The organism is Micromonospora sp. WMMD964 (genome assembly GCF_029581455.1).
Taxonomy (GTDB): domain Bacteria; phylum Actinomycetota; class Actinomycetes; order Mycobacteriales; family Micromonosporaceae; genus Micromonospora.
Genome location: NZ_CP120860.1, coordinates 602,756 through 619,378 on the forward strand (window position 1 = coordinate 602,756; position 16,623 = coordinate 619,378).

14 protein-coding genes, 1 pseudogene and 1 riboswitch are annotated in these 16,623 nt (G+C 71.5%); of the genes and pseudogenes, 7 read left to right on the forward strand and 8 right to left on the reverse strand.

The features are described from left to right. Nucleotides 1-252 precede the first annotated feature (252 nt). From O7616_RS02850 to O7616_RS02860, 3 genes are all read left to right on the forward strand, one after another. Nucleotides 253-2,973, forward strand: a complete 2,721-nt coding sequence (locus tag O7616_RS02850) for a S8 family serine peptidase (RefSeq protein WP_282305478.1) — start codon at nt 253-255, stop codon at nt 2,971-2,973. A gap of 16 nt (nt 2,974-2,989) precedes the next feature. Continuing rightward, complete coding sequence (locus O7616_RS02855; RefSeq protein WP_282305479.1) at nt 2,990-3,922, forward strand: GNAT family N-acetyltransferase; 933 nt, start codon at nt 2,990-2,992, stop codon at nt 3,920-3,922. 78 nt (nt 3,923-4,000) lie between these two features. Continuing rightward, nucleotides 4,001-4,249: a hypothetical protein gene (locus O7616_RS02860; protein ID WP_282305480.1), complete on the forward strand. Its 249-nt coding sequence runs from the start codon at nt 4,001-4,003 to the stop codon at nt 4,247-4,249. Between the two features lie 58 nt (nt 4,250-4,307). Here O7616_RS02860 and groL read toward each other — a convergent pair whose 3' ends face one another. The 3 genes from groL to O7616_RS02875 form a co-directional block, all read right to left on the reverse strand. After that, a complete protein-coding gene (gene groL / locus O7616_RS02865) occupies nt 4,308-5,930 on the reverse strand; it encodes a chaperonin GroEL (RefSeq protein WP_088987389.1) in 1,623 nt (540 codons plus the stop codon). A 270-nt stretch (nt 5,931-6,200) separates the two neighbouring features. Next, on the reverse strand, nt 6,201-7,346 hold the full coding sequence (locus O7616_RS02870; protein ID WP_282305481.1) for a hypothetical protein: 1,146 nt from the start codon (nt 7,344-7,346) through the stop codon (nt 6,201-6,203). A 96-nt stretch (nt 7,347-7,442) separates the two neighbouring features. Further along, nucleotides 7,443-7,646 (reverse strand): cold-shock protein, encoded by a 204-nt coding sequence (locus O7616_RS02875; protein ID WP_088991357.1) that lies wholly within the window; start codon nt 7,644-7,646, stop codon nt 7,443-7,445. Nucleotides 7,647-7,962: 316 nt separating this feature from the next. Between O7616_RS02875 and O7616_RS02880 the strand changes: the two genes are divergently transcribed. Then, nucleotides 7,963-8,496, forward strand: a complete 534-nt coding sequence (locus O7616_RS02880) for a GNAT family N-acetyltransferase (protein ID WP_282264223.1) — start codon at nt 7,963-7,965, stop codon at nt 8,494-8,496. Between the two features lie 126 nt (nt 8,497-8,622). On the opposite strand, the gene paaN is transcribed toward O7616_RS02880, so the two are convergent. From paaN to O7616_RS02900, 4 genes are all read right to left on the reverse strand, one after another. Continuing rightward, nucleotides 8,623-10,296, reverse strand: a complete 1,674-nt coding sequence (paaN, locus tag O7616_RS02885) for a phenylacetic acid degradation protein PaaN (protein ID WP_282305482.1) — start codon at nt 10,294-10,296, stop codon at nt 8,623-8,625. A 50-nt stretch (nt 10,297-10,346) separates the two neighbouring features. Continuing rightward, nucleotides 10,347-11,366 (reverse strand): GNAT family N-acetyltransferase, encoded by a 1,020-nt coding sequence (locus O7616_RS02890; RefSeq protein WP_282305483.1) that lies wholly within the window; start codon nt 11,364-11,366, stop codon nt 10,347-10,349. Nucleotides 11,367-11,632: 266 nt separating this feature from the next. Next, the gene (gene thrC / locus O7616_RS02895; protein ID WP_282305484.1) at nt 11,633-12,919 is read right to left on the reverse strand and encodes a threonine synthase; all 1,287 of its coding nucleotides are present in this window, start codon (nt 12,917-12,919) and stop codon (nt 11,633-11,635) included. Between the two features lie 10 nt (nt 12,920-12,929). Continuing rightward, nucleotides 12,930-13,065, reverse strand: a riboswitch (SAM riboswitch). Nucleotides 13,066-13,133: 68 nt separating this feature from the next. Next, a complete protein-coding gene (locus O7616_RS02900; protein WP_282305485.1) occupies nt 13,134-14,102 on the reverse strand; it encodes a DMT family transporter in 969 nt (322 codons plus the stop codon). A gap of 91 nt (nt 14,103-14,193) precedes the next feature. Between O7616_RS02900 and O7616_RS02905 the strand changes: the two genes are divergently transcribed. Further along, complete coding sequence (locus O7616_RS02905) at nt 14,194-14,499, forward strand: helix-turn-helix transcriptional regulator (protein WP_282305486.1); 306 nt, start codon at nt 14,194-14,196, stop codon at nt 14,497-14,499. Between the two features lie 177 nt (nt 14,500-14,676). Here the strand turns inward: O7616_RS02905 and O7616_RS02910 are convergent, their stop codons facing one another. Further along, nucleotides 14,677-15,126: a DoxX family protein gene (locus O7616_RS02910; protein WP_282305487.1), complete on the reverse strand. Its 450-nt coding sequence runs from the start codon at nt 15,124-15,126 to the stop codon at nt 14,677-14,679. Between the two features lie 324 nt (nt 15,127-15,450). Here O7616_RS02910 and O7616_RS02915 point away from each other — a divergent pair. Further along, nucleotides 15,451-15,633 (forward strand): annotated as a pseudogene (locus O7616_RS02915) (hypothetical protein); the annotation flags it as partial. Nucleotides 15,634-15,929: 296 nt separating this feature from the next. Further along, complete coding sequence (locus O7616_RS02920) at nt 15,930-16,616, forward strand: DUF4232 domain-containing protein (RefSeq protein WP_282305490.1); 687 nt, start codon at nt 15,930-15,932, stop codon at nt 16,614-16,616. The last annotated feature ends 7 nt before the right edge of the window (nt 16,617-16,623 follow it).

Here is a 16,623-nt window from a genome sequence, read left to right on the forward strand (position 1 = left end):
ACGCACCCGTCCACGGTAACCCCGTGCCCGCCAGTCGACATTCGTCGCCCGACCCGAAGCGCGCGCCCACGTCGCTGCCTTCGCCCCTCTCCGCGCGGCGTGGCCGCCCCTCCCACCTTGATCAAGTGATGAGAAATAGGCGCCTGCGACGATCAGGACCTACTTTTCATCACTTGATCACTGCGGGCCCGCATCCTCCGGCGTCGTGATGTCCGCGTCCGAACCGTTCGACATCGGTCGTAAGGTTCTCGGATGCACGGTGAGCCTTCGCACCCCGGACTCGACCACCGCAGCTCCCCCTGGCCAGCGGTGGCGGCCGTGTTCGTCGGCTGCTGGACCGTCGCCGTCACCGTGGCCGTCCAGTCCGGCGGCTGGGTCACCGACCAGGTGATGCTGGGCTTCGGACGGGATCGGGTCGGCTGGCTCTGGCCGGTGCTCGGCCTTGCCGCTGTCGTGCTGGTGGGCACGCCCGCCCTGCTCCTGGCCGTCGTGCCCCGGTCGACAACGGTCCGGGCCACCGGGCGGGTCTGGTTCGTCGGGGCCGTCGCACTGGGGGTCCTCACCGCGCTGCGGGTCGTGCCGCCGGTGCACCACGAGGCGTACCTCGCCGCGCTGGCCGCCGTAGCCACGCTCACCGCGCTTGTCGTGCGCCGATCGGCCCGCCGGCAGGCGTACCCCGGACCAGCCGCGGCGGTCAGCGGCACGGCACCCACCGAAAACCGCGACACCGCACGGACCGAGGCAGGCGACGCCGCACGGACCGAAGCCCACGGTGCCGCACGGACCGAGGCAGGCGACACCGCACGGACCGAACCCGGCCACGCCGCACGGACCGAACCCGGCCACGCCGCACGGACCGAACCCGGCCACGCCGCACGGACCGAACCCGGCCACGCCGCACGGACCGAACCCGGCCACGCCGCACGGACCGAACCCGGCCACGCCGCACGGGCCGGGGCAGAGCCGGCCGGGCGTGCCCGCCGGCCCGGGCCGGTGCCGCTGCTCGCGGTCGCGGCCGGGTCGGCGATGCTGCTGCCGTGGGCCTGGCTGGGCGCGCTCGGCGGGCTGTTGGAGACCGCGCTCGCGCTGCTGGCGTCCGCCGCGCTCGGTGTGCTGGCCGCGACCTTGTTGGACGCCACGTTCTGGTCCCGGTTCGCGGTCGGTCGGCCACCGCGGCCGGCCCGGCTGGTGCTGGTCGGGGGCCTGGTCGCCGGGGTGGCGCTGCTGCTGCTCGCGGCCGGAGCCGGCCAGTCCGGCGCGCAGTTGCCCGCGCTGTGGACCCTGCCGCCGACGGGTTTCGCCCTGGCCGCACTGTGGGCCGCGGCCTGGCGGTCGTCCGACGAGTCGGCGGACGCCGCGCGTGCCGGTCGGACGGCGACCGGTTGGCTCGTCGGGTCGGCCGCACTCGGCCCGCTCGCCTTCACCGACCCGGAAGAGATCAGCCTGCTGCTGATCGGCACCCGGGACGTCCCGTTCTGGGTGGCGGCCGCCACCGGCGTCGGGCTCGCCGTCGCCATCCTGGTGGCCATCGGGTACGCGGTGCTGCTCGCCCGGCCGTCGGCGCGTACCCCGAGTCGTCGGTTCGCCGCGGTGACCGCCGTGGTGCTGGTGGGGGCGTTCGGCGTGGTCGACCTCGGCCCCGGCCAACCGGGCCTGTACGGCGAGCGACTGCTGGTGGTGCTACGCGCGCAGGCGGACCTGACCGGTCTGCCGACCGGCACGGCGGGTCGGGCGGGGCGGGACGCCCGGGCGACGGAGGTCTACCGGCGGCTGGTGACGACCGCCGAGCAGAGCCAGGCCGACCTGGTTCGGGAGCTGAGCCGACTCCGACTCGACCCGGTGTCGTACTACCTCGTGAACGCGGTCGAGGTGGACGGCGGCCCGGCGGTGCGCGCGTGGCTCGCCCGCCGACCGGAGGTGGACCGGGTGCTGATCAGCCAACGCCTCCGCCCACTGCCGGCCCCGGCCGGGCAGAACCGGGGCACCGCGCCCAAGCCCACCGGTCCGGAGTGGAACATCAGCCAGATCGGTGCCGACAAGGTCTGGTCCCAGCTCGGGGTGACCGGATCGGGCATCGTGGTCGGCAGCTCGGACTCGGGGGTGGACGGCACCCATCCGGCGTTGCGGGCGCAGTTCCGCGGTGGCGACGACTCCTGGTACGACCCGTGGGACGGCACGCGCACCCCCACCGACCAGGGCGGGCACGGCACCCACACGGTCGGCAGCGCGGTCGGACGGGATGGCATCGGGGTGGCGCCGGACGCGCAGTGGGTGGGCTGCGTCAACCTGGACCGCAACCTCGGCAGCCCCGGGCACTACCTGCAGTGTCTCCAGTTCATGCTGGCACCCTTCCCGACCGGTGGCGACCCGTTCGCCGACGGCCGCCCGGAGCGCGCCCCGCAGGTGCTGACCAACTCGTGGGGCTGCCCGTCCATCGAGGGTTGCGACCGGGGTGTGCTGCGCCCGGCGACCGCCGCGTTGGACGCCGCCGGGATCTTCGTGGTGGCCGCGGCCGGCAACACCGGCCCGTGGTGCGCGTCGATCGACGACCCGCCGGCTCCGTTCCCGGACGTGTTGACGGTGGGCGCGGTGGACTCGCAGCGACGGGTCGCCGAGTTCTCCTCGCGCGGACCGGTTCCCGGCGCGGGCAAGCCGGACGTGCTGGCGCCGGGTGTGGGCGTGGTGTCGGCCATGCCGGGCGGCACGTACGCCGCACTCGACGGCACCTCGATGGCGACCCCGCAGGTGGCGGGGGTGGTCGCGCTGATGTGGTCGGCGAACCCGGCGCTGATCGGCGACGTGACCCGGACCCGGCAGATCCTGCGGGACACCGCGACGGCGGCCACGCCGACCTACCGCTCCCGCAACCCGTCCGACGACTGCGGCACCCCGTCGAACGTCACCGGGGCCGGTCAGGTCGACGCGTACGCCGCCGTTCGGGCGGCCGCGGGGGTGCGACCCGGTACCCGGTGATCTAGGGTCGGCGACCATGGACGCCGAGATCACCGTCACCGAGCTGAGCACCGACCTGGTCCCCGCCGTGGTACGGCTCTGCGAGCAGGCGCTCGACCTGCCCGAGGACGCCGCCGAGGCGGCCCCCGTCGTGGACGTGCTCTGGCCCCGGGCCGCCGCCGACCGGCGGGTGGTCGGGCTGGGGGCGTACCAGGGTGTGGACCTGGTCGGGGTGTTGATCTGCTCGGAGTCGGCGACCGAGCCGGGCATCGGGCACGTGGACCTGGTCGCGGTCCTGCCGGACCAGCGCCGTCGGGGCGTCGGCCGTTCACTGCTGCGGCGGGCCGAGCAGGTGCTCGCCGAGCGCGGCGTGTCCGAGGTGCTGCTGGCCGGGAACCCGCCGTACTACGCGTGGCCGGGCATCGACGTCCGCTACACGCCGGCGGTGTGTGCCGCCCTCGCGCTCGGCTACCACCAGGACCGGACCGCCTGGAACATGACCGCGGACCTGTCGTACGACGGGTCGCCGGCCCTGCGGTCCACGGAGGCGGCGGAGCGTCGGCTGGCCGACCAGGGCGTGACCGTACGTCGGGCGGAGCCGAGGGACCTGCCGGCGCTCACCGCGTTCGCCCGGTCCACCTTCGGCGGCACGTGGGACGGCGAGTTGACCGGGTCGGTGGGTCGTGACGGCGCCGGTTGCCACCTCGCGGAGCGGGACGGCGAGGTGCTGGGCTTCGCCGCGTACGGGTCGTCCCGGCCGAGTTGGTTCGGGCCGATGGGCACCGCGCCGGCGGCGGAGGGCTCGGGCATCGGTGGGGTGTTGCTGCGCCGCTGCCTGCGGGATCAGCAGGCGGCCGGGCTGGACCGGGCGCAGATCGGCTGGGTGGGGCCGGTGCCGTTCTACTCGGGCAGCGCGGGCGCCTGGATCGAGCGGGTCTTCTTCCTGTACCGACGGACCTTGACCGACTAAAAGCGTCAAACAGGACATGGATCCATTCGCCCGCATCGGCCATCGACGCCCCCTACCGTTTCGGTAGAGGAGGCAGCCATGACCACGGATGACGACCAGACCGAGGACGGCACGCCGATCACCTGGAAACCGGTCGGCGAGTTGCCCGGCCAACTGCCGTTCGACCGGCTCGACTACGGCGATGCCGAACAACTCGCCGAGATGACCACCGACGGGGAGTCGTCGCTGGTGGACGAGCCGCGCGAGATGGTGGACGCCCCGATCCAACTGCTTCCGCCGTACGACCGGGCGCAGAAACGGCGCAACCAGCGCCCTCTGCCGACCTGACGACGAACGGGGCGGACCGCGTCAGCGGCCCGCCCCGTTCGGTGTGTCGGAACTGGACTCAGAAGTCCATGTCCCCGCCACCCGGGCCAGCCGGGGCAGCCGGGGTCTTCTCCGGCTTGTCCGCGACGACGGCCTCGGTGGTGAGGAACAGCGCCGCGATGGAGGCGGCGTTCTGCAGCGCGGAGCGCGTCACCTTGGCCGGGTCGATGATGCCCGCGGCCAGCAGGTCGACGTACTCGCCGTTGGCGGCGTTGAGGCCGTGACCCGACTCGAGGTTACGGACCTTCTCCACCACGACGCCGCCCTCGAGGCCGGCGTTGACGGCGATCTGCCGCAGCGGGGCGTCCAGCGCGACCTTGACGATGTTCGCACCGGTCGCCTCGTCGCCGACCAGGTCGAGCTTGTCGAAGGCGGTCTTGCCGGCCTGGACCAGCGCGACGCCACCACCCGGGACGATGCCCTCCTCGACGGCGGCCTTCGCGTTGCGAACGGCGTCCTCGATGCGGTGCTTGCGCTCCTTGAGCTCGACCTCGGTGGCCGCGCCGACCTTGATGACCGCAACGCCGCCGGCCAGCTTGGCCAGCCGCTCCTGCAGCTTCTCCCGGTCGTAGTCGGAGTCGCTCTTGTCGATCTCGGCCCGGATCTGGTTCACCCGGCCCTGGATCTGCTCGGCGTCACCGGCACCGTCGACGATGGTGGTCTCGTCCTTGGTCACCACGACCTTGCGGGCGCGGCCCAGCATGTCGAGGCTGGCGGCGTCGAGCTTGAGGCCGACCTCCTCGCTGATGACCTGACCACCGGCGAGGATGGCGATGTCGGTCAGCATGGCCTTGCGGCGGTCACCGAAGCCCGGCGCCTTGACGGCGACCGACTTGAAGGTGCCACGGACCTTGTTGACCACCAGGGTGGCGAGAGCCTCGCCCTCCAGGTCCTCGGCGATGATCAGCAGCGGCTTGCCCGACTGCATGACCTTCTCCAGGATCGGGAGCAGGTCCTTCACCGACGAGATCTTGCTGTTGGCGATCAGGATGTACGGGTCGTCGAAGACGGCCTCCATACGCTCCGGGTCGGTCATGAAGTAGGCCGAGATGTAGCCCTTGTCGAAGCGCATACCCTCGGTGAGCTCCAGCTCCAGCCCGAAGGTGTTGCTCTCCTCGACGGTGATGACGCCTTCCTTGCCGACCTTGTCCATCGCCTCGGCGATGATCTCGCCGACGGTGCTGTCACCAGCGGAGATGGAGGCGGTGGAGGCGATCTGCTCCTTGGTCTCGACGTCCTTGGCGAGCTTGGACAGCTCCTCCGAGACGCTCGCGACAGCGGTCTCGATGCCCCGCTTCAGGGCCATCGGGTTGGCGCCGGCGGCCACGTTGCGCAGGCCCTCGCGAACCAGGGCCTGGGCCAGGACGGTCGCCGTCGTCGTGCCGTCACCGGCAACGTCGTCGGTCTTCTTGGCGACCTCCTTGACCAGCTCAGCGCCGATCTTCTCGTACGGGTCCTCGAGCTCGATCTCCTTGGCGATGCTCACACCATCGTTGGTGATGGTGGGGGCACCCCACTTCTTCTCGAGCACGACGTTGCGGCCCTTGGGGCCGAGGGTCACCTTCACGGCGTCGGCGAGCTGGTTCATGCCCCGCTCGAGGCCGCGGCGCGCCTCTTCGTCGAACGCGATCATCTTGGCCATACGGCGTTGTCCTCCTGGACACTCACGGGCCACCCGAGATGTGCCTCGGATGGGCCGCCTGGTGTACGCACCTTGGGACGTCGCCACCTGGCGACGACGACGTCCTTCGGCCGGGCCGGATAGCCCGCGACGACCGGCCATGTGCCGCCCCGGCGTCTCCACGCCGGTGCAACCTGGCCCCACCGTCCCGACCATTGGCACTCACGGTATGCGAGTGCCAATGACTTGTTTAGCACTCTCCCCTGCCGAGTGCAAGCACGACGAAGCCGCTCAGCCGAGTTCCGCGGCGAGTCCGGTGGCGTTCACCGGCCCCTCATGAGCGCGCTGCTCGGTGTACGTCAGCAGCAGACCGATCATCTGGGCGAGGTGGGCCGGCAGGGCCAGGACCGCGGTGACCCCGATCACCACCACCGCGCCGAGCGCGGTGCCCGCCGACGCGAAGGGATCGGTGCCGAGAGCGGAGGTGCCGAACCCTTCCAGGGCGCTCGCGACGAAGCTGACCACGATCACCGCGAGGGCCACCAGGGCCACCCGACCGAGCAGCAGGCCGAGCCGGTCGTGGAACATCCGGAACGATCGGCCGATCGGGTTGTGGCGCTCGAAGAGGTAGACCGGGCCCGCCATGCTCAGCGCGAACGCCAGATAGATGCCCGGCAGCACGCAGAAGCAGATGCCGAAGCCGATGAGCAGGCTGATCAGCAGGGTCCACCCCCACAGCCCGAGCGCCCGACGGAGGCCGTAGCGCAGCGCGGCGTCGAGGCCGGCCGGTTGACCGGCTGCCTGCCGGGTGATCACCCAACTGCCGGCGGCCCACCCGACGGCCTGCACCAGGCCGATCACCAGACTCCCACCGACCAGCACGGCCAGGAGACCCGCCAACTCCGCGACGAAGTTGTCCGGCAGCGCCGCTGTCGAACTCGTCTCGACCTCGGCAGCCCAACTCGCCGACGGGTCCAGCCCGAGCGAGATCACCGACAGCACCGCCGCGGGCAGCACCTGGGTCAGCAGCATGATCGGCACCAACTGCCGCCAACCCCGGCGCAGCGCTCCCCCGCACCTGTTGAACCAGCCACCGATGCCGAAGCCGGGCGGCGTGACGAGGGGGTCGTTCGGGTCGAACCCGTAGCCGGGCGGATACCACCCGGCCGGCGGCCCCGGATACCACTGCTGCGCGCCGTACGGACCCGCGCCGGGTGGGTAACCCCCGGTGGGCGGGAACACCCAGCCCTGCGGCGGCGGACCGCCCGGCCCCCAGGTGCCCGGCGCAGGGTCCCACCCCGGCGGTGGGCCGGCCGGCTGTACGTGCTCGCCACCCGGCGGAGGACCGCCCACACCGGGTTGGCCCTGGGTCGGGTCGGACGGGCCCGGCTCACCTGGCCCGGAGGGTGGGGTGGACGAGGGTGGCTGGTCGGTCATGAACGCTCCTCAGCATCGGCTGGAACGGTTCACGATCTTCCCGGTTGCGCGCCCGTGCCGCTGCCCCGACGCGCGGGGCCGCTCGGTACGGGAGATTCAGCCGATGACGCGTACGTGTTCCGCCTGCGGACCCTTCTGGCCCTGCGCGATCTCGAACTCGACCCGCTGGCCGTCCTCCAACGCCTTGTAGCCGTCCATCTCGATCGCGGAGAAGTGAACGAACACGTCCTGACCGCCGTCGACGGCGATGAAGCCGTAACCCTTCTCGGCGTTGAACCACTTCACGGAACCCTGTGCCACGGTGCCACTTCCCTCACTCTGTGCGGCGTTGCCGGCCTGGCGCACGGCACAGCCGGACGCCATCGGAGCACCGCCTCAGCAATCGACGACGGCCATTGAAGCGGTGACCGAAATCGCACGCTACACGAGGAGTGACGGCCGTGCACGACCGCAAATCGGGCATATTCCAGCGCGGCCCGACGACGTCGAGGAACCCGTTTCCCGATCCACCGGATCGGCGGCGATGGATCCTGGCGAAGGGGCAGGCCGACCCCCCAAGCAACGGCCCGAGAGGCGTGACCAGGAGCCCCGTCCGCCCTGTGGTAGGCATGCGGACATGACCACCGACACCGGCTCGCCCGTCCTGCGCCAGGCGGAGATCCGCCGAGTGCGGCCGACGGACGCCGCCCGGATGCGGGCGCTGCGTCTGGAGATGCTCGCCGACGCACCGCTGGCCTTCCTGGAGACGATCGCGGACGCGGCGGCCCGGTCCCACGCCGAGTACGCCGCACGGATCGCCTACACCTCCGCCGGCCCGAACAACGCGCAGTTCGTCGCGGACCCGGGCGGCGGCCGGCTGGTCGGGCACGCCGGCGGCACCACCACTCCGGACGAGGCGGGGCTGACCGTCATCTACGCCGTGTACGTCACGCCCACCTGGCGGGGCAGCGGCCTTCTCGGCGAGCTGATCGACGGCGTCGCGGCCTGGTCGCGGGCCTGCGGGCGACCGGAACTGCTGTTGGAGGTGGTGGTGGGCAACGACCGCGCCTACCGCGCCTACCAACGGCTCGGCTTCGAGGACACCGGCGTACGGGTCCCCCACCCCAACATCCCCGCGATGACCGAGCTGCAAATGCGCCGCCCAGCCTGAGCCGCCCTCCCCCGTCAGCGACCGGTGATCAAGAGGTTTGCGTCAGGAATCGCGCTGATCCTGACGCAAACCTCTTGATCACCTCGGGGGTCGGGGGTCGGGCGTCGGGGGTCGGGGGTCGGGGGGTCAGGCTGGGCGTCGGGACTGGACGATGCGGAAGCGGTTCGCCACATAGGCCCCGTCGGTCAGGGCCGCGTTGGCCGCCGCGTTGGCGCCACTGCCATGGAAGTCGGAGAACGCCGCCGACTGGTTCACGAAGACCCCGCCGGTGAGGTTGCAGGACAGGTGCACACCGACCTCGACAGCCACCGCCTCGGTGGCGTCGAGCACCGACTCGTCGGTGGAGTAGACCCCGGCGGTGAGCGCACCCTTCTCGCCGACCGTCCGGCGCAGCAGCTCCAGACTGTGCGCGGTGGAGTCGGTCGCGATGACGAACGAGATCGGCCCGAACCACTCCCGGCCGTAGGTCTCCGCGTCGTCCGCGGCCAGCTTCACGATCGCCGGGGTACGCACCACCGCGTCCGGGAACGCCGGGTGGGTGACGGTCTGCGACTCCAGCACCGGGGAGCCGACCTTCGTCACGTCGGCCAGCCGTTCCAGCACCCCGTCGTTGACGATGGCGCCGGTCAGCTCCACGCCCCGGGCCGGGTCGGCGGTGAGCTTGGCGACCGCGGCGGCGATCCCGCCGGCCACCTCGTCGAAGCTCTTGTGCCCCTGGTCGGTCTCGATGCCGCCGGTCGGGATGAGGATGTTCTGCGAGGTGGTGCACATCTGACCGCTGTAGAGGGTCAGCGTGAAGCCGAGGTTGCGGCACATGCCGGCGAAGTCGTCGGTGGAGTCGATGACGACGGTGTTCAGACCGGCCTTCTCGGTGTAGACCGACGCCTGCCGGGCGTGCGTCTCCAGCCAGTCGCCGTACTCGGTCGAACCGGTGAAGTCGACGATCTTGACGGCCTGGTGCAGGGCCAGGTCGCTGGCGAGCTTCTCACCGGGGGCCTCGGCCGCCAACATGATCAGGTTCGGGTCGAAGCCGGACTCGGCGAGCACCTCCCGGGCGTACTTCACGGTGATGGCCAGCGGCAGCACCGCCCTCGGGTGCGGCTTGACGATCACCGGGTTGCCGGTGACCAGCGAGGCGAACAGCCCGGGGTACGAGTTCCAGGTCGGGAAGGTGTTGCAGCCGATCACCAGCGCCACCCCACGCGGCACCACGTGGAACGTCTTGGTCATCCGCAGCGGGTCGCCCTTGCCGGCGGCCTTCTCCCAACCGGCGGTGCCCGGGTGCCGGGTCATCTCGGAGTACGCGTACGCCAGCGCCTCCAGGGCACGATCCAGCGCGTGCGCGCCACCGGCCTGGAAGGCCATCACGAACGCCTGCCCGCTGGTGAACTGCACCGCGTTGGCCAGCTCGAAGATGTGCTTGTGCAGCCGGTCGAGGATCTCCAGGCAGACACCCACCCGGGCCTGCGGACCGGCGTCGCGCCACGCGGGCAGCGCGGCCGAGGCGGCACTCACCAGCTCGCCCGGTCCGGCGTGCGGGTACCGCACCGCCAGCTCCACCCCGAAGGGGCTCGTCTCGGTGGCGACCCGCTCGCCGGTGCCCGGCTGGTCGAGCGGGAAATCACCACCGAGGTACGCCTCGAAGGCGGCCTTACCGTCGGCGGCGGCGGTCTCGCCGTACACCCGGGGGCTGGGAGATTCGGGATAGGCGGACCAGTAGCCCCGCTCCGTGATCGCGGTCAGCGCACGGTTGAGGGTGTCGGCGTGCCTCTCGTACAGGGGATGCGGGGTCTCCGTCATGCCCGCCATCATGCATGACGGACGTCCGCGAGCAGTAGCGCCGATACCCGTCAGAGGGTGAGCTGCCAGTCGGTCCAGGCGTCCACCGGGCGGAAGCCGAGCTGCTCGTTGATCGCCACCATGTAGCTGTTGCTCGCCGCGTTCCAGGTGTCGATCACGCGGACCGCCGGTTCGTGGGTGAGCAGGTGGTGCAGGTTCTCGGCCTTGGCGATCAGGCCGAGCCGGTGCCCACGGTGGGCCGGGTCGACGATGGTGATCTGTTGGTACGCGTGCCAGTCGGCGGAGGCGCCCACGTCCAGCAGGGTCCAGGCGACCAGTCGACCGGACGCCTCGTGTCGCATCCCGAGGTGGTAGCGCCGACGGCCCCTGGCGTCCAGGGCGCGCTCGTTGCCACGGATGCGGTCGGCGTCGACCTGCTCCGGTTCCCACTGCACGTCGCCCATGGGCGCGTCCATCATGAGCCGGCCGTCCAGGTAGGCGATGTCCGCGACGTACTCCTGCGGGGTTGTTCCCTGCCAGCAGACCGAGTGGTAGCCCTCGGCCCGGGGTCGGGCCTCGGCCAGCGCCGCGCGCAACGCGACCCGGTCGATCCCACCGACGTCGAGTCGGCGACGCACCTCGGCCAACGCGGGTCGGGCGCCGGTGGCGGCGGCGAACGCGTCCCCCGCGGCCGACCGCGCCGGCCCGTCGGGCAGCGCGGAGACGGCCATCGCGACGACCCGCTTGCGACCGTGTTCACGGAGCAGACGCACCGCGTACTCGTGCAGCGCCCGGCCGACGCCCCGCCGCCGTAGGTCGGGGTGCACCACCAGCTCGACGGTGGCGTTGTCGGTGTTGTCCAACTGGGGCAGGTCGAGCTGGAGGTACCCGGCCGGCACACCGTCGAGTCGGGCCAGCGCCCAGAGCGACCGGGTGCCGGGCATCGGGGTGTGGACCATTGCGTCGAAGCGTCGCCGGCAGAAGGGTGGGAAGTCCGGCAGGTCGGCGTCGTTGGCCGCCGACCCGACCCGGTACGCCTCGTCGATGCCGGCCCGGTCGGTGCCGTCGAACGACGTGATGGTGATGCTCATGCCGCTGAGCGTGCACCCGGGAAAAGCGATCGGGCCAGCGAATTACTCGCTGGCCCGATCGAACGTGGTCGGGAGGGACACTCGCACAACGCCTCCGGCGTTGGGTCGTAAGAACTTCAAAAGTCTTCGGCGAAATGCCCTCCCGCACGGAGCATCTTGCGCCGTCCGGTTCCTGCCGTCAAGTCCGTAGCGGCGGGTTTTCCACACTCACAGCGAAAACCCAGTTACCCGGCGGATCGCCCGCCCTCCGTCCGGGCGGTCCGCGCTCAGCCGAGTAGACCCGCGTCGCGGGCGGCCCGCAGCGAGGGCTTGATGTGGTGGGTCGGCCCGACCTGACCGGCCACCGCGTCGATGGTCTTCAGACCCTCGCCGGTGTTGAACACGACGGTCTCCTTGGTCGGGTCCAGCCGACCGGACTCGACAAGCTTGCGCAGCACCGCGACGGTGACGCCGCCCGCGGTCTCCGCGAAGACACCCGTCGTACGGGCCAGATCGCGGATACCGGCCCGGATCTCGTCGTCGTCGGCGTACTCCATCCAGCCGCCGGTGCGGCGGACCGCCTCCAGGGCGTAGAGGCCGGCGGCGGGGTCACCGATGTTGAGCGACTTGGCGATGCCGGTGGGCTTGACCGGGGTGATCGTGTCGGTGTCGGCGTGCAGCGCCACGGCGATCGGGTTGCAGCCGGCCGACTGCGCGCCGAAGACCTTCCAGCCCCCGGCCGGTGCCTCGACCAAGCCGATCTCCACCAGCTCGGAGAACGCCTTGTCAATCTTGGTGAGCAGCTCGCCGCTGGCCATCGGGATGACCACCTGCGCCGGGATCCGCCACCCGAGCTGCTCGGCCACCTCGTAGCCGAGCGTCTTCGAGCCCTCCGCGTAGTACGGCCGGACGTTGACGTTGACGAACGCGGTGTCCTCGAACTCGTCGGTCTCCACCAGCTCGCCGCAGAGCCGGTTGACGTCGTCGTACGAGCCGTCGATGGCGACCAGCTCACCGCCGTAGACGGCGGTGGTGATGACCTTGCCCTGTTCCAGGTCGCTGGGGATGAAGACCACCGAGGGCACTCCGGCGCGGGCGCCGTGCGCGGCCACCGAGTTCGCCAGGTTGCCGGTCGACGCGCACGCGAACCGGGTGAAGCCCAGTGCCCTCGCCGCGGTGAGAGCCACCGAGACGACCCGGTCCTTGAAGGAGTGGGTGGGGTTGGCGCTGTCGTCCTTGACCCAGAGCGGCGCGGTGATGCCCAGCTCGGCGGCGAGGTGCGGGGCCGCCACCAGCGGCGTCAGCCCCGGGTCGAGGGTGACCCGGGTGCTCGGGTCCTGACCGGCGGGGAGCAGTGCGGCGTACCGCCAGATGTTCTTCGGCCCGGCCTCGATCTGCTCCCGGGTGACGGTCGCCAGGGCGGCGGTGTCGTACTCGACCTCCAGCGGGCCGAAACACTCGTAACAGGCGTGCTGGGCCGCGAGCGGGTAGCGCGCCGAACAGGCACGGCAGACCAGGGCGCGGGCGGGGCTGGCGGAGGTGTCGATGCCGGAGGCGGCGAGCGTCGACGTCATGTCGAGAGTCCTCTCATCTTTCCCCGCATCGCACGGTGCGGCGGGGACGGAATTGGCACCTGCCCCGCCTGTCGCTCAGCGGTGAGCGCGCGGGGTGGTTGCCGGGGCGTCGTCGGGCCGTATCCCTCAGCCCCTCTGGATGAGGTATGCAGTTGTGCCGCCGAGTCTAGGACAACGCTGTCCGCCCTAGCTACCGCCGATCCCAGCCAGTGGGTCAGCGAGCGCTCACCGCCTCGCGGTCGGTCACCGCGATCGGATCCGTCACCGCGCTCGCGGCGGGCAGCGACGAGGCCCGGGTCCGGGGACGGTTGGCCAGGTTCGCGGCGACCAGCGCGGCGATGGTGACGGCGGCACCGACCAGCTCGACCGGCTCCGGACGGTAGCCGCGGGCGATCTGCACAGCGAACGTGGTCACCGGGACCAGGTTCATGAACAGCGCGGCGTTGGCGGCTCCGAGTCGCTGCACTCCGGTGTTCCAGGCCAGGACCGCGATGACGGCTCCCACGATCACGGCGTACGCCAGCTGTGGGGTGACCGCCACCAGGTCGGCGGCGGCCGGCGCGTGCTGCCGGCCGACGGCGTCCGCGCCGATACTCACGGCCAGCATGGCGGCGGTGCCGGCGAGCGCGGTGAGCGTGGTGAAGCGCAGTGGCGACCACGTGCCGAAGCGGCTGGCGCCGTGCGTGTAGATGCCCCAGCCGAGCACCGCGCCGATCATCATCAGGCCGCCGAGACCGAACTGACCGAGCCCGGCAAGGCTTCCGCGCGTGATCACCAGGCCGACGCCGAGGAGCGCCACCAGGGAGAGACCCAGCAGGAGAGGCTTCGGGCGTACGCCGTCACGGGCCCACCGGACCAGCTGGGTGATCACCGGGGTGGTGGCCACGAAGAGCGCCACCTGCTGCGGAGCGGCGTGTTCGAGCGCCAGCCCGGTGAGCACGTTGAAGCCGGCGAAGCCGACCACTCCGAGCACCACCACCTCGACCGTCCGGACGCCGGGCCGCAGCGCGTCGGCACCCTCGCGGAGCAGCAGGATGGCGACCAGGACGACGGCGGCGAGAAGGTAGCGGGCGGTGGTCAGGTTGAGCGGGTCGACCCGGTTCAACGCGCTGGCCAGGACCGGGAACATCACCCCCCAGCCGAGGGCGGCGAGCAGTGGGTAGGCGGCGGCGCGGGGTCGCATCGGCAGCTCCAATGTTCGAGTATCGTCGAACCAACGACACCGACCCTAGGAGCTTGTTCGACTGTTGTCGAACAACGGTTACACTGGTCACATGGAGCCGCACGAACCCGACCTGAGCGCCGTACCGGTCACCGCCGTGCTGGCCGCACTCGCCGACGACGTGCGGCTGCAGATCGTCCGGGCGCTCGCCGAGGGCGGCGAGGCCGCCTGCGGAAGCTTCGACTTCGGCGTCTCCAAGGCGACTCGCAGCCACCACCTCAAGGTGCTCCGCGAGGCCGGCCTCACCCGCACCCGCGCCGCCGGCACGAGCCGCCTGGTGCGGCTCCGCCGCGACGAGCTGAACAGGCTCTACCCCGGCCTGCTGGACGCGGTCCTCACCTCCCGCCCGCCGGGCTGACCGCCCCCCCACCCACCGGCGTCACCGCCGCGCCCGACGGGGGACCACCTTCTCGCGCGCCCTTTGGAGCTGAATCGTTTGCGGCATCGGGCCGGACGGCCGCCCTCGCTCCCCAAACCCGCACGCGCCGCCGGAACCGCCTCGTCGAGGCTCCGGCGACGCGCGGCACGGGTCTGCTCAGACGGACACCGGGCTGGGCTCGGCCACCGAGGACGGCAGTGCGTCGGCGCGGCGTCGGAAGAGCAGTGCGTCAAGCGCCCACGGGCCGGAACCGAGTGCGGCGACCAGCAGGAACGACCAGCAGAAGAGGGCCGACAGTTCGCCCCCGTTGTGCAGTGGCAGCAGATGGTCCGGCTGGTGCACGACGAAGTAGGCGTACGCCATCGAGCCGGACGCCAGGAGCGCGGCGGGTCGGGTGAACAGCCCGACCAGCACCAGGGCGCCGCAGACCAACTGGATCAGCGCCGCCCACCAGCCGGGCCAGGTGCCGACCGGTACCGCTTGGCCGGTCATGGGGTTGCCGCCGAACAACCCGAAGACCGAAGTCAGACCATGCAACGTGAACAGCAGACCGATCACGATGCGGAACAGGGAGAGGGTCGGCCCGCCGAGCCGAGAGACGTTCATGGGTACCTCCATCGAAGGAACGGATCTCTTCAATGTGAGGCATGAAAGTATCGAAGCTTATAAATTCCTTGCTAGTGGGAAAGTCCCCGGTCGGAATGTACCGGCACCTGGGGCCTCGCGTCGAGCACCCGCAACGCCATAGCCGGACCGAATGCGCCCCTGAGCTGCGCAAATAGTCCAATCATGGTGAGCCAGCCGCCGTGGGCACGCTCCCACACTGTGGGTGCGGCCCGTTTCGCCCACCTTCCACGCGGGCCTGGTGCAGCTCTAACCCGCGATGAGGTGTCTCGCGAGTCATGCGACCTGGCTCGCTGAGATGGCGTCGCGCTCGAATTGGCGCTGCGCCACTCTCTCGGCCACGTGCTCGCCATCGACTTCGGCGAGACGACGCTCAGCGAGGAAGACCGGCAGTTCCTGCGTACCCGGGTCTGCTGCGACACCAGGCTCGACGGGACCGGCCGCTGCGGACGCTCGGCCGACCACGACGGACCCTGTCTGGCACCGTGACACGGGCCTCGGCAGCTGGAATGGCTCGGACTCGCCTCGGCCGCCGGTTCTCAGCCCGCCCGGTTCGACGCTCTCGAGATCATCCAAGCCCTGCAAGCGTAAGCATGCGAGTGATGCCCTAAACGATTCAGCTCGAAAGGCGGGCCGGGACGGCACGCCAGCGGATTAGGGGCAGTGTCACCGCCCCGCTTCCGGGGCAGCTCAACAGGCCCCGACCAGACGACGGCAGGTCTACCAACAGCGCTGCTGCGGGGGCCAGGCAGCGGTGGGACACCTCGATGGGCGAGGATCGACAGATGATCTCCAGCCATGTGGCAGCACGGCGACGGGCCGGCGCGGCGGTCGCGACGGCGCTCCTGCTCGCCGCCTGCACCACCGGCGACCATCGCGGTCAGGGTGGGGACCCCACGGGCCCGCCACCGACCGCGCCGAGCGGCACCCCGTCCGCCGGTGGTGTGCCGCTGGCGGAGTGCCCGGAGTCCGGGGTCCAGATCCGGTCGACCGGATCGGACGCCGCGATGGGCCTCCGCGCCCTCGGCCTTGAGCTGGTCAACTGCGGCGGCCGCCCCTACCAGCTCAACGGGTACCCGATCCTGCACGTGTTCGACGAGCAGCGCGAGCCGATCATGCTGCGGGTGGTCAACGGCGCCAAGGAGATCACCTCGGGCTTCGACCAGCCGGCCCGGCCGGTCACCCTCGCCGCCGGGGAGCGGGCCACCGCCGTGGTGCTCTGGCGCAACCTCGTCACCGACTCGACTGTGGTCGCCACGAACGGGGAGTACCTGACGGTGGCACCGGCCGCCGGCCGACCGGCGGTCGAGGTCGACCCGGACGGGCCGGTCGACCTCGGCAACACCGGACGGATCGGCGTCAGCGCCTGGAAGAAGGCCGACCCGTCCACGCCGGTGCCGACGCGTCCAGCCCCGCCGCCGGCACCGAGCGCGGTGCCGTCGTCGGTGAGCCCGCCGGACGGTCGGCTGTGAGCGCAGC

Bases quoted from the DNA above. Each gene is read 5' to 3' on its own strand.
- O7616_RS02855 (WP_282305479.1), top strand. From the start codon at position 2,990: ATGGACGCCGAGATCACCGTCACCGAGCTGAGCACCGACCTGGTCCCC.
- thrC (WP_282305484.1), bottom strand. From the start codon at position 12,919: ATGACGTCGACGCTCGCCGCCTCCGGCATCGACACCTCCGCCAGCCCC.
- O7616_RS02860 (WP_282305480.1), top strand. From the start codon at position 4,001: ATGACCACGGATGACGACCAGACCGAGGACGGCACGCCGATCACCTGG.
- O7616_RS02900 (WP_282305485.1), bottom strand. From the start codon at position 14,102: ATGCGACCCCGCGCCGCCGCCTACCCACTGCTCGCCGCCCTCGGCTGG.
- O7616_RS02890 (WP_282305483.1), bottom strand. From the start codon at position 11,366: ATGAGCATCACCATCACGTCGTTCGACGGCACCGACCGGGCCGGCATC.
- O7616_RS02905 (WP_282305486.1), top strand. From the start codon at position 14,194: ATGGAGCCGCACGAACCCGACCTGAGCGCCGTACCGGTCACCGCCGTG.
- groL (WP_088987389.1), bottom strand. From the start codon at position 5,930: ATGGCCAAGATGATCGCGTTCGACGAAGAGGCGCGCCGCGGCCTCGAG.
- paaN (WP_282305482.1), bottom strand. From the start codon at position 10,296: ATGACGGAGACCCCGCATCCCCTGTACGAGAGGCACGCCGACACCCTC.
- O7616_RS02880 (WP_282264223.1), top strand. From the start codon at position 7,963: ATGACCACCGACACCGGCTCGCCCGTCCTGCGCCAGGCGGAGATCCGC.
- O7616_RS02920 (WP_282305490.1), top strand. From the start codon at position 15,930: ATGATCTCCAGCCATGTGGCAGCACGGCGACGGGCCGGCGCGGCGGTC.
- O7616_RS02850 (WP_282305478.1), top strand. From the start codon at position 253: ATGCACGGTGAGCCTTCGCACCCCGGACTCGACCACCGCAGCTCCCCC.
- O7616_RS02870 (WP_282305481.1), bottom strand. From the start codon at position 7,346: ATGACCGACCAGCCACCCTCGTCCACCCCACCCTCCGGGCCAGGTGAG.
- O7616_RS02910 (WP_282305487.1), bottom strand. From the start codon at position 15,126: ATGAACGTCTCTCGGCTCGGCGGGCCGACCCTCTCCCTGTTCCGCATC.